Genomic DNA, 12189 nt, shown 5'->3' on the forward strand with positions numbered 1-12189 from the left:
TACCCCAGCCGAGCGTCTACGTGATCTACTCACCACCTGAAACCAAGTGGTGTTGCGACGACCCCTTGAACCCAAGCTCCCGGGGGCCGCGTGGCCGTCACTCCTCACACGTGGCCGTCACCCGTCGCCCCGGGGGGGCGGGCCGCACGTGCAGGTGAGGCGGTTCAGCTGACGTTGACCGCGGACCAGGCCGCCGCCACCGCCTTGTACTCGGTGCTGCTCGAGCCGTACAGGTCCGCGGCCGCGTTGAGGGTCGCGGTGCGGGCGCCCTTGTAGTTGGTGGTGGACGTCATGTACTCGGTCAGCGCCTTGTACCAGATCTGCAGCGCCTTGTCCCGGCCGATGCCGGTGACCGTGGAGCCGTCGTACGTCGGCGAGTTGTAGCTCACGCCGTTGATCGTCTTGGCGCCGCTGCCCTCGCTGAGCAGGTAGAAGAAGTGGTTGGCGACACCGGACGAGTAGTGGACGTCCTTGTTGCCGAGGCTGGAGGACCAGTAGTCGGCCGAGGCGCCGTCCTTGCTGGGCTTGTCCATGTAGCGCAGCGGGCTGCCGTCGCCGTTGATGTCGATCTGCTCGCCGATCAGGTAGTCACCCGGGTCGGACGGGTTGTTCGCGTAGAACTCGACACCGGTGCCGAGGATGTCGGAGGTGGCCTCGTTCAGGCCGCCGGACTCACCGGAGTAGTTGAGCCCGGCCGTGACGGAGGTGACGCCGTGGCTCATCTCGTGGCCGGCCACGTCCAGCGCGGTCAGCGGGTGGGTGTTGCCCTGGCCGTCGCCGTAGGTCATGCAGAAGCAGCTGTCGTCCCAGAAGGCGTTGACGTAGCCGCTGCTGTAGTGGACGCGGGAGTAGGCCGCCTTGCCGTCGTTGCGGATGCCGTTGCGGCCGAAGGTGTTCTTGTAGAAGTCCCAGGTCTCCTGCGCGCCGTAGGCGGCGTCGGCGGCGGCCGTCTGGTCGGAGGAGGAGCTGGAGGCGGTGCCGGTGCCCCAGACGTCGTCGGCGTCGGTGAACAGGGTGCCGGTGCCGGAGGTCCTGCGGGCGAGGTTGTAGGTCTTGTGGCCGCCGCGCGAGGTGTCGTACAGCTGGTACGTCGAGCCCGACTTGTAGGTGCCGAGCGTCACCGTGCCCGAGTACAGCGTCTTGCCGGTGCCGGTCTTGATGCCCTGGTACTCGTAGAGCTTCTCGCCGGTGGCGGCGTCGGTGATGACGTGCAGCTCGTTCGGGGTGCCGTCGTCCTGCAGGCCGCCGACGACGGTCTCGTAGGCGAGGACCGGCTTGCCGGTGGCCGCCCAGATGACCTTGCGCGGAGCCTGGTCGGCGGTGGTCTGCGCGGAACCGGCGTCCTTGGCCAGGCTCACGGCCTGCTTCTCGGCGGTGGCCGCGGCGACCTTCGGGGTGAGCGAGGCGATCTTGATGGACGCGTTGGTCGCCTTGGTGACGCCCTCGGTCCTGCCGGCCGGGGAGGTGTGCACGACCAGGTCGCCGCCGAGGACGGGCAGGCCCGCGTAGGTGCGCTCGTACCGGGTGTGCACCGTGCCGTCGGCGTCTCTGACGACGTCCTTGGCGACCAGCTTCTCCTCGGACCCCAGGCCTATCTGCTGTGCGGTGTCGGCGGCCTGCGCCTGCGCCTGCTGCAGCAGGGAGGTGCGGGCCGCGGCGGACAGAGCGGTGGGAGCGGCGGCCGGCGTGCGGACCTCGGAGGCGGCCGTGGTCTGGGCCGAGGCGCTCGCGGCCACACCCGTGCTCAGCAGGGCTCCGGCGGCGACGGCGGTGGCGATGGCCAGCGTGGTGCGCTTGTGACGCGCGTAGCGGGGAGTCACACAAGCTCCTTCTGTGGGGGAGTCCGGCCGGCGTGGGGCACCGGGCCGGAGCGGATGTCAGGTTGCTGTGCTCGTGCGGCGGGTGCTGGAAGAGTGGCACCGCAAGCGTGTTCATGTCATGACCCCCTCGTGATGTTGGCCGAAAATGGTCTGTCCGACATGTGTTTCAAACATGTGAACGGGCGGCGTTTCGGGAGTCGTCACGGGCCGGTGGCCCAGTGTTCGCACAGTGTTTGACGACTCGTCGGCAAGCCGTCCGTCGGTCACGGAAACGTCCGTGTCCTGGCCGGACTTCGCAGCCCACACCGCGGATCGGCGCCGTACGGGACCGCGTGCCGCGGGGTGGTGAACGCGCCGGGCCGCAAGCGCGCCCGGTGGAGTTCGGCCGCCGGACGTCAGCCGCCGGGCGGGATTGGGCCGGGCGAGGAGAGGTGGGACAACTGGCGCGCCGTAAGGTTGCGTTCCGCAGGGAACGTTGGCCGGAAACCGTTCGTTGACCGGGAGTGCATGTCCGCTATACGGACCGGCACGGGACCGCTCCCGCCGGGCGCGTCCCGTGCCGCTCGTGCCGCCCGTCCGTCTCCCGGGCACCGGCCGCCGCGCCCCCTGCCGCCCCGCCCGGGCGGGCTTTCCCGGCACCACGGTGCTGGTGCCGTCACGGGCAGCGGCTCACGCGCCGTCCGGCCGTTGTGTCAGCGCAGGACGAAGAACACCCCGTGCACGCGGGTGCCGTCGGGGAGGGCCCAGGCGCCGGTGACGTGGCCGGTGGCCCCGGCCGGCGCCGGAACGGGGTGCTCGGCGGCCGGCCGCAGAATGCGCAGCACCCGCAGGACGGTGCCGTCCGGGGCCGTCAGGTCGGTGTGCTCGGCGGTGTCCGTGGCGGTGAACCCGGCCGGCAGCGGGCCCGTGCCGGTGAAGGAGCGGGCGACCTCGTGGTCGGGAGTGTTGCTGATGCTTTGCGCCTGAGGCTGGGCGCGGCCCTCGATCAGGGCCGTCACCTGGGCCACCAGGACCGGGTCGTGGCAGCCGTCGTAGATCCAGCGCCGGCCCAGGACCCCGTGCTCCGCGGTGCCGAGCAGTGCGTGCCCGGCGCCGTCGAGCGGGGCGCCGCGGTAGGTGAGCGGCACCAGATAGGTGGTGGGCTCGGCCGTGGAGGCGTCCTCGACGACCATGAACTCGATCCCGACCTCGCCCTCCGGGTCGTCGAGACGGAAACCGCCGGCCTTGGTGAGCTTCGGCTGCGCCTTGTCGCCCCGGTACCACGGGCGGGAGGGCAGCCAGGAGGCGAGCAGCTCCAGCTTGGTGGGCTGCAGGGTGGTCTTGTGGATGACGGACATGTCCGGTGCTCCTCGTCGGTCAGCTGCGGTCGTATCGCTTCGTGCGGAACCCTGTCACGTCCGGCCGCGGGGTGTGTGCCACGGGCCGGGCGACGGCGCGCTCTCGTCGCCGCTGTGCGCAGCCGCTCGTTCCGGATTGCCGCCACCCGGCCACGCCGTCACTCCCGAACTCCCCCGCTCCGGAAGTCCCTCACTCCGGAAGTCCGTCACTCCGGAAGTCCGTCACTCCTGATTCCGTCGCCTTGGAACTCGGTCGCTCCGGAGCGTCAGGAGAGTCACGCCAGGCTGTCCCGCCACGCCCGGTGCAGTCCCGCGAACGGGCCGGTGCCGGCGATCAGTCCGGACGGTGAGCCGTCCTCGACGATGCGGCCGTGCTCCATCACCAGCACCCGGTCGGCGATCTCGACCGTGGACAGCCGGTGCGCGATCACCACCGCCGTGCGGCCCCGCAGCACCGTCGCCATCGCCTGCTGCACGGCCTGCTCGCCCGGGATGTCGAGCGAGCTGGTCGCCTCGTCCAGGATCAGCACCCCCGGGTCGGCGAGCAGCGCCCGGGCGAAGGCGACGAGTTGGCGCTGGCCGGCGGAGATGCGGCCGCCGCGCTTGCGGACGTCGGTGTCGTAGCCGTCGGGCAGGGCGGTGATGAAGTCGTGCGCGCCGATCGCCTTCGCGGCCTGCTCGATCTCCTCCCGGCTCGCCTCGGGCCGGCCGATGGCGATGTTGTCGGCGACCGTGCCCGAGAACAGGAACGCCTCCTGCGTCACCATGACCACCCCGCGCCGCAGCTCCGGTGTGGCGAGGTCGCGCAGGTCCACCCCGTCCAGCAGCACGCGGCCCTCGGTCGGGTCGTAGAACCGGGCCAGCAGTTTCGCCAGCGTCGACTTGCCCGCGCCGGTGGAGCCGACCACCGCGACCGTCTGCCCGGCCGGGATGGTCAGGTCGAAGCGGGGCAGCACCTCGCCGCCGGTGCGGTAGCCGAAGCGGACACCCTCGAAGACCACCTGACGGCCGGGCAGCCGCGAGCGGGCCGGCGGCAGCGGACGCGGGCGGGCCGGTTCCGGGACCGAGGGGGTCTGCGCGAGCAGGCCGGCGATCTTCTCCAGGGAGGCCGCCGCCGACTGACAGTAGTTGAGGAACATCCCCAGCCGGTCGATCGGGTCGTACAGCCGGCGCAGATACAGCACCGCCGCGGCGAGCGACCCCAGCGCCAGCGAACCGTCCGTCACCCGCCAGGCGCCCCACAGCACGATCCCCGCCACCGCCGTGTTGGCCACCAGCCGAGAGCCGACCACATAGCGGGCCATCTCCAGCAGCGCGTCCCCGTTGGTGCGTTCATGACGCCGGTTCAGCTCGCGGAACTCGGCGTCGTTGGCGGCCTCGCGGCGGAACGCCCGCACCGGCCGGATGCCGTTGACCGTCTCCACGAACTTCACGATCACCGCGGCGATCGCCGTGGACCGCTCGCGGTAGACCCGCGCGGCACGCCGCCGGTAGCGCCGCACCAGCAGCGTCAGCGGGCCGAACGACGCCACCGCGACCGCGCCCAGCCCCACGTCCAGCCACAGCAGCAGCACCGAGATGGACACGAAGGACAGCGCGATCGTGACCAGTTCCTGCAGGCCTTCGTTCGTCAGCTCCCGCAGCGACTCCACGTCCGTGGTGGACCGGGAGATCAGCCGGCCCGAGGTGTAGCGCTCGTGGAAGTCCACGCTGAGCGCCTGCGCGTGCCGGAAGATGCGGCCCCGCAGATCCAGCAGCACGTCCTGGCTGACCCGGGCGGAGGTGACGGTGAACGCCCACTGCAGGGCGCCGGAGGCCGGTGCGCACAGCAGAGCGCCGGCCGCCACCGCGACCAGCGGCCCCGTGTCATGGCGGCGCAGCGCCGGGACCGCGGTGTCGATCGCATACGCCACCAGCAGCGGGCCTGCCTGCACCGCGGCCTGCTGGAGCAGCAGCAGGACGGTGGCCAGGGCGACCCGGGCCTTCCTCGGCGCCAGCAGCGAGCGCAGCAGGGCGGCCGTGGCGCCGGGCGGAGCGGGCAGCACGTCCCGGTCGAAGGGGTTGCCGTCCTGCCCGCCCGGTGCGCCGCCGGTGCCCGCGCCGGCCGGGGCGGGCGTCGTCGGGGCCGTCATCGCGCCTCCTTCGCCGGCCGTCCTCGGCCGGTACCGTCCGGCTGCGCCCCCGCCCACGGCCGGCCCGACATCAGACGGGCGTACTCGGCGTTGGTGCGCAGCAGTTCGTGATGGGTGCCCACGGCGGCGATCCGGCCCTGCGACAGCAGGGCGACCCGGTCGGCCAGCAGCACCGTGGACGGGCGGTGCGCCACGATCAGCGCGGTGGTGCCCGCCAGCACGTGGCGCAGCGCGGCCTCCACCGCGGCCTCCGTGTGCACGTCCAGCGCGGACAGCGGATCGTCCAGGATCAGAAAACGCGGGCGGCCCACGACGGCACGGGCCAGCGCCAGGCGCTGACGCTGCCCGCCCGACAGGCTCAGGCCCTGCTCGCCGACCTGGGTCGCCGTGCCCTGGGGCAGCGTGTGCACGAAGTCCGCCTGCGCCACGGCGAGCGCACGGTGCAGCTCGGCGGTGCCCGCGGTCCCGTCGCCGCCCATGAGGACGTTGTCGGCCACGCTCGCGGAGAACAGCGTCGGCTCCTCGAACGCGACGGCGACCAGGGCGCGCAGCTCCTCGCGGGGCATGGCGGTGATGTCCCGTCCGTCCAGGGTGATGCGGCCCTCGGTCACCTCGTGCAGGCGGGGCACCAGCGCGGTCAGGGTGGTCTTGCCGCTGCCGGTCGCGCCCACCAGGGCCACGGACTCGCCGGGCCGGATGTGCAGGTCGACGCCGTCGAGCAGCGGCGGGGAGCCGGGCGGGGCATCGGGGTAGCGGAAGCGGACGCCCTCGAACCGCAGGCCCGTGGCGGCCGGTGACGCCCGCACAGCACGGCTGCGGCATCCGCCCGTCGGCACCGGCGTGCGCCCGCCGGCGGCCTGCTGATCCTCGGTGGGCGCGTCCAGCACCTCGAAGTACCGTTCCGTCGCCGTCGCCGCCTCCTGGCACATCGCCAGCAGGAAACCGATGGACTCCACCGGCCACCGCAGGGCCAGTGCCGTGGACAGGAACGCCACCAGCGTCCCCGCCGACAGGGTGCCGTCGGCGACCTGGACCGCGCCCACCACCAACGTGGCGCCGATGGCGGTCTCCGGCAGGGTCACGATCACCGCCCAGATCGTCGCCAGCAGACGGGCCTTGCGCAGTTCCGTGCCGCGCAGCCGCCGGGACAGCTGCCGGAACGCGCGGGCCTGGCTGCGGTGCCGGCCGAAACCCTTGACGATGCGGATGCCGAGGACGCTCTCCTCGATCACCGTCGTGAGGTCACCGACCTGGTCCTGTGCCTGCCGGGCCGCCCGCGCGTACCGCTTCTCGAACACGGAACTGAACGCGACCAGCGGGACGGCGGGCGCCAGCATCACCAGCCCCAGCGTGAAGTCCTGCAGCAGCATGACGACCACGCCCACCACGATCGTCACGCCGTTGACCAGCAGGAACGTCAACGGGAAGGCGAGGAACTGGCGCAGCAGCATCAGGTCGGTGGTGCCCCGGGACAGCAGCTGCCCCGACGCCCACCGGTCCAGGAAGGCCACCGGCAGCCGCTGCACATGCGCGTACAGCCGGGCCCGCAGATCCGCCTCGACGCGGGCCAGGGGGCGGGCCACCAGCCACCGCCGCACCCCGAACAGCAGCGCCTCCGCGACCCCGAGCAGCAGCAGATACAGCGCGCCCAGCCACACCCCGGCCGTGTCCCGGCCGGCGACCGGGCCGTCCACCAGCCACTTCAGCACGAGCGGGATCACCAGCCCCACGCAGGAGGCGATGATCGCGACGAACGCCGCGGTGAACAGCCGGACGCGCACGGGCCGGACGTGGGGCCACAGCCGCAGCAGGGCGCGGACGGCCGAACGGCCGGTCGGCTCGTCGGGGCGGCGGTCCGGGGGCGGGGAAGGGGGTGGTGTGGGCATCAGGGGTGAGCGTACGGTCCGTCGGCTACCGCTCACACCGGATTTTCCGGCCCGCCCGCGCACCGTCGTCCACGGTCCGCGGGGCGGGTCAGGCCGAGGCGGCCGTGCGGTCTCCCCGGTGTTCTGCCCACCGGGCCACGCCCCCTCACGTCGCACGGGAGCGGGTCGGTCGCCGGGCGGCCCGCACGGCACGCGGCGGGGCGCACCGGAGTGCGCACGAGGCGCGTACGCGACGCTCCCGCGCAGCACGGAGCCGGCCGGGCGCCGACGCGCCGGCCAACGGACGCGAGCGGTCCCGAAGTTGGGACACAACAGTGACAATCGCCGGACGCACCGGCTCTGACCATGCGGTTACCATGCGTATGCGTGTGTGACACACGCCGCGGGGATCCGGGCCGGACCCGCTCGGGGAGGGAGAGTCGACGTGAACGTGCGGCCGATATCGGGGGCGTCGGTTGACGCGAACGTCCGGCGTGGACGGCGGAGCATCAGAAGTCTGCCCGCACTGGCCTGTGCGGCGCTGCTGCTCACGGTCACCGCGTGCGGCGGCGCCGGCGGCTCGGGGGCCGGACACGGCAAGGGCAAGGCCGCCGCGAGCGCGGCGAGCAAGCAGTCGCAGGCCGTCGTCACGATAGCGCCGAAGGACGGGGCACGGTCCGTCGACACCACGGGCGCGCTCAAGGTCACCGCGAGCAAGGGCACGCTCACCCAGGTCGTCGTCAAGGACGCCAAGGGCACCGAGATACCCGGGCGGACAACCGGCGGCAGCTCCTGGACGCCCTCCACCCACCTGGCGGCCTCGACCCGGTACACGGTCCACGCAGTCGCCCAGGACTCCGCCGGCCGCAAGGTCACCCAGGACACCAGCTTCACCACCCTGACGCCGAAGAACACCTTCGTCGGCGTCTTCACCCCCGAGGACGGCTCCACGGTCGGCGTGGGCATGCCGTTCTCGCTCCGCTTCACCCGGGGCATCACCCACCCGGAGGCCGTCGAGCAGGCCATCCGGATCACGACCGAGCCGAAGGTCGAGGTCGCGGGCCACTGGTTCGGCAACGACCGCCTCGACTTCCGCCCCGAGCACTACTGGAAGCCCGGCACCAAGGTCACCGTCGAGCTGAACCTCGACGGCGTCGAGGGCCGCCCCGGCGTCTACGGCAAGCAGTCCAAGACCGTCTCCTTCACCATCGGCCGCAGCCAGGTGTCCGTCGTGGACGCCGCCAAGCACACCATGAAGGTGATGCGGGACGGCAAGGTGATCAAGACGATCCCGGTGACGACCGGCAAGCGCGGCTACGACACCTGGAACGGCAAGATGGTCATCAGCGAGAAGCTCCGGGTGACCCGGATGAACGGCGAGACGGTCGGCTACGGCGGCGAGTACGACATCCCCGACGTCCCGCACGCCATGCGCCTGACCACCTCCGGCACCTTCATCCACGGCAACTACTGGGGCGGCGGCGCCTTCGGCCACTACAACGCCAGCCACGGCTGCGTCGGCCTGCGCGACGTGCGCGGCGGCAACGACCCCGACGCGCCGGCCGCCTGGTTCTTCAGCCACTCGCTCGTCGGCGACGTGGTCGAGGTCAAGAACTCCCACGACCGGACCGTGTCCCCGGACAACGGGCTCAACGGCTGGAACATGTCCTGGGCCGAGTGGAAGAAGTGAGCCGCGGCCGAAGACCGTGCGGGCGACGGGCCCGGTGCTGTGACGGACGGCACCGGGCCCGCCCGCGTTAGTGGCCGTTAACCTGCTTGCCATGACCGTAACTCTGGAAGTCGCCGAGGGCGTCGGCACGCTGCGCCTGGACCGCCCGCCCATGAACGCGATCGACATCGCCACCCAGGACCGGCTGAAGGAGCTGGCCGAGGAGGTCTCCCGCCGCGACGACGTGCGGGCCGTGGTCCTCTACGGCGGCGAGAAGGTGTTCGCGGCGGGCGCGGACATCAAGGAGATGCAGAGGATGGACCACACGGACATGGTCCTGCGTGCCCGCGCCCTGCAGGACTCCTTCACCGCCGTGGCCCGCATCCCCAAGCCGGTGGTCGCCGCCGTGACCGGCTACGCCCTCGGCGGCGGCTGCGAGCTGGCGCTGTGCGCGGACTACCGCATCGCCGCCGACAACGCCAAGCTCGGCCAGCCGGAGATCCTGCTCGGCCTCATCCCCGGTGCGGGCGGCACCCAGCGGCTGGCCCGTCTGATCGGCCCCTCCAAGGCCAAGGACCTCATCTTCACCGGCCGCCACGTCAAGGCCGACGAGGCGCTCGCCCTGGGCCTGGTGGACCGGGTCGTCCCGGCCGCCGAGGTGTTCCAGGAGGCACACGCGTGGGCCGCCCGGCTCGCCCAGGGGCCGGCGATCGCGCTGCGCGCCGCCAAGGAGGCGATCGACACCGGGCTGGAGACCGACATCGACACGGGTCTGGCCGTCGAGCGGACCTGGTTCGCGGGCCTGTTCGCCACCGAGGACCGCGAACGGGGCATGCGCAGCTTCGTCGAGCAGGGACCGGGCAAGGCGAAGTTCCGCTGAACCGTTGCCGGCACCACGACGAAATCGCGCCAAAAAAGCCTTGCAATTGACACGGTGTCTGACCCGCGTCCCCCGCAGAAGCGGACCGTCCGGCACGGCCCGCCGCTGCGCGACCTCGTCCGGTGAGCCGTCTCGCAGCCACCGGCCCGGACGTCGGTGCAGGTCGCGGCGGGTGACGCGGGCATCCGGCGTCCGAAGGCGCCCCCCGAGCGCACGTGGCCGAACACCGGCGCTCGAGGGGCGCATTCCGCTTGAACGGCCACCGTGCCTGCCGTGTCCCGTCATGATGGGGAGCATGGCGGGGCTGGAGAGCATCGAACAGCCGCGGGGGCATGCGGCCGCGGCACGGTGGTCGCCCGGGACGGAGGACGAACGGGCGCTCACCGCACTCAACCGGTACGGCAATCCGGCGGAGCAGGAGATCTCGCTCCCGTCCCGGCCCCAGTCCGCCGCCACCGCGCGCCGCCTCGTCCAGGCCGTCGTCTCGCGCCAGTGGGGGCTGGCCCCCCGGCTGACGGAGGACGCGGTGCTGCTGGTCTCCGAACTCGTCGGCAACGCCGTCCGGCACACCGGTGCGCGGGTCTTCGGACTGCGGTTGCGGCGCTCCCGCGGCCGGCTGCGCGTGGAGGTGCGCGACCCCTCCCGCGCGCTGCCGTGCCTGCTGCCGGTGTGCGAGACGGACGTCAACGGGCGCGGCCTGCTGCTGGTGTCGAAGCTGGCCGACCGCTGGGGCGTGGACCTGCTGCCCCGGGGCAAGACGACCTGGTTCGAGATGCGGGTCGCGGACCGCTGAGCGCCGCCCGCCGAACCGGCGCTCGGCGAGTGCCGCAGCAGCCCGCACTGCCGTCCCTGGCACTGAGCCGTACTCGTCCCGTCGCCGTCGCCCCTCTTCCCTCGGCCGCCGCACCGCCGGTACCACCGGACCGTTAATCTGACCTGCTGTGCGTACGACAACCGGACGCGCAGCAGATCAGAACCGACGACAAGGGGCCGACCCGTGGCGGACATCGAGGAAGCACGCAAGCAGTTCCAGCGGATCGACGCGGACGGCGACGGATTCATCACTGCCGCCGAGTTCAAGTCCGCCCTGGCCCAGGGGGGCGACTGGCACGTCACCGACACGGTCGCCGAGGCCGTCATCGCCAGCCGCGACCTCAACGGCGACAAGGTCCTGTCCTTCGACGAGTTCTGGGCCTACCTCAACAAGTGACCCGCGGCCGAGCCGCACGCACGAGGGCGCCCGCCGGCCCGGCAGGGCGCCCTCGCCCGTGCGGCCGCACGGTCGGCCGCACAAGAACTACTTGTTCGCCCACTTGAGCAGGGCGTCCTTGCTGGCGAAGTTCGCCACGTTCTTGTCCAGCGGGTCGTCGGTGTACTGGTGGAAGCGCCACGAGGCCTTGATGCGCGGCTTGCCGGCGGTGACGTAGTCGGCGATCCACAGCCCGTCCCCGGCGTAGGACGTGGTGTCGATGTTCAGCCAGAAGTGGCGGTTGCAGTACAGGATCACCCGGTTCTTCGGCCGCAGTTGCTTCACCTTGCGGATGAAGGCGTCCTTCTCCGCGTTGCTCGCGTGGGTGCCCTCGCCGGTGGTCTCCCAGTCGACGGCGAGGATGTCGCCGGCCTTCTCCGGGGCGTGCGAGACGAAGTACTCGGCCTGCGCGGTGATGTTGCCCGGCCACAGGAAGTGGTAGAAGCCGACCACGAGCCCCGCGTCCCGGCCGTGCTTGGTCTGCGCGGTCAGCCGAGAGTTGACGTAGGAGCGGCCCTCCGTCGCCTTGATGAAGACGAAGGAGAGGCCGCTCGTGCTGTAGTCGGAGGACTGATAGGCACTCACGTCGATGCCGTGCAGCATGGGAACTCCCTCTGATGCCGTGGGGGGAGGAGTCGTCGCTTGAGTTCTGCCCCGCGTCCCCGGCAGCTGATCCTCCACAACGTCCGAACTTGTGCGTCAACGAGTCCCCGCACGGGTGTCACGGGCGGCCGGACATAGCCGCTCAGCAGGCGCGCGCCAGGACCGCCACGTTGCCCGGCTGGTCCTCGCTGCCGGGCACCGAGCCGTCCGCAGCGACCAGGCACCGCACTGACACGCCCAGCCCGGCGAGCCTCTCCTCGCCCTCAGGACCCAGCGCGGCCCAGGGCATGCGCGCCCACCCGGCGCGCGGCCTCGGCCGCCTCCTCGACCGTGGTCATCTCGACGGTGCGGCTCTCCCGGTGCTCCCGGGACTGCGCCAGCAGCAGCGCCTGGTCCTCCTCCAGGATGCCGGGCAGCAGCGCGGCCACGGCCTCGACCCGCACCGGTTCTTGCCGCCGGGGACACGTCGGGCCAGCGTCTCGGTGCCGTTCTTCACCTCGCGCGGCCCCACCTCGATCCGGATCGGCCCCCCTTGAGGTCCCAGCCCACGATCCGGCATCCGAAGACGCGGCCCCGGATCCGGCAGCCGCCTCCTCAGGTGTCCGGCCATGCCGTGTTTTCCGGCGCCCACGTA

Annotated in this window: 9 protein-coding genes and 1 pseudogene; 4 read left to right on the plus strand and 6 right to left on the minus strand. The window is 72.1% G+C overall.

Annotated features, from left to right (window positions below; genetic code table 11):
• Positions 1 to 164: 164 nt before the first annotated feature.
• The 4 genes from IE286_RS19360 to IE286_RS19375 form a co-directional block, all read right to left on the minus strand.
• A complete protein-coding gene (locus tag IE286_RS19360) occupies positions 165 to 1820 on the minus strand; it encodes a M4 family metallopeptidase (protein ID WP_189798035.1) in 1656 nt (551 codons plus the stop codon).
• Between the two features lie 692 nt (positions 1821 to 2512).
• Positions 2513 to 3157 (minus strand): maltokinase N-terminal cap-like domain-containing protein, encoded by a 645-nt coding sequence (locus tag IE286_RS19365; RefSeq protein ID WP_189798036.1) that lies wholly within the window; start codon positions 3155 to 3157, stop codon positions 2513 to 2515.
• Between the two features lie 275 nt (positions 3158 to 3432).
• Positions 3433 to 5289, minus strand: coding sequence for an ABC transporter ATP-binding protein (locus IE286_RS19370; protein WP_189798037.1), 1857 nt, complete (start codon positions 5287 to 5289; stop codon positions 3433 to 3435).
• Entirely contained in the window at positions 5286 to 7175 is a 1890-nt protein-coding gene (locus IE286_RS19375; protein WP_189798038.1) for an ABC transporter ATP-binding protein, read from the minus strand. Before IE286_RS19375 ends, IE286_RS19370 begins: the two co-directional genes overlap by 4 nt.
• Positions 7176 to 7599: 424 nt before the next feature.
• On the opposite strand from IE286_RS19375, the gene IE286_RS19380 reads away from it, so the two are divergent.
• From IE286_RS19380 to IE286_RS19395, 4 genes are all read left to right on the plus strand, one after another.
• Entirely contained in the window at positions 7600 to 8844 is a 1245-nt protein-coding gene (locus IE286_RS19380) for a L,D-transpeptidase (RefSeq protein WP_189798039.1), read from the plus strand.
• Between the two features lie 91 nt (positions 8845 to 8935).
• Positions 8936 to 9703 (plus strand): enoyl-CoA hydratase/isomerase family protein, encoded by a 768-nt coding sequence (locus IE286_RS19385; RefSeq protein ID WP_189798040.1) that lies wholly within the window; start codon positions 8936 to 8938, stop codon positions 9701 to 9703.
• Between the two features lie 295 nt (positions 9704 to 9998).
• On the plus strand, positions 9999 to 10496 hold the full coding sequence (locus IE286_RS19390) for an ATP-binding protein (protein ID WP_189798041.1): 498 nt from the start codon (positions 9999 to 10001) through the stop codon (positions 10494 to 10496).
• 204 nt (positions 10497 to 10700) lie between these two features.
• Positions 10701 to 10913, plus strand: coding sequence for an EF-hand domain-containing protein (locus tag IE286_RS19395; RefSeq protein ID WP_125496237.1), 213 nt, complete (start codon positions 10701 to 10703; stop codon positions 10911 to 10913).
• Positions 10914 to 11000: 87 nt separating this feature from the next.
• On the opposite strand, the gene IE286_RS19400 is transcribed toward IE286_RS19395, so the two are convergent.
• Both IE286_RS19400 and IE286_RS27285 read right to left on the minus strand, forming a co-directional pair.
• Positions 11001 to 11555: a glycoside hydrolase family 25 protein gene (locus IE286_RS19400; RefSeq protein ID WP_189798042.1), complete on the minus strand. Its 555-nt coding sequence runs from the start codon at positions 11553 to 11555 to the stop codon at positions 11001 to 11003.
• A gap of 142 nt (positions 11556 to 11697) precedes the next feature.
• Positions 11698 to 12119, minus strand: a pseudogene (locus IE286_RS27285) (His/Gly/Thr/Pro-type tRNA ligase C-terminal domain-containing protein); the annotation flags it as partial.
• Between the last annotated feature and the right edge of the window lie 70 nt (positions 12120 to 12189).

The sequence above is a fragment of the Streptomyces thermodiastaticus genome, from assembly GCF_014656135.1.
GTDB lineage: Bacteria > Actinomycetota > Actinomycetes > Streptomycetales > Streptomycetaceae > Streptomyces > Streptomyces thermodiastaticus.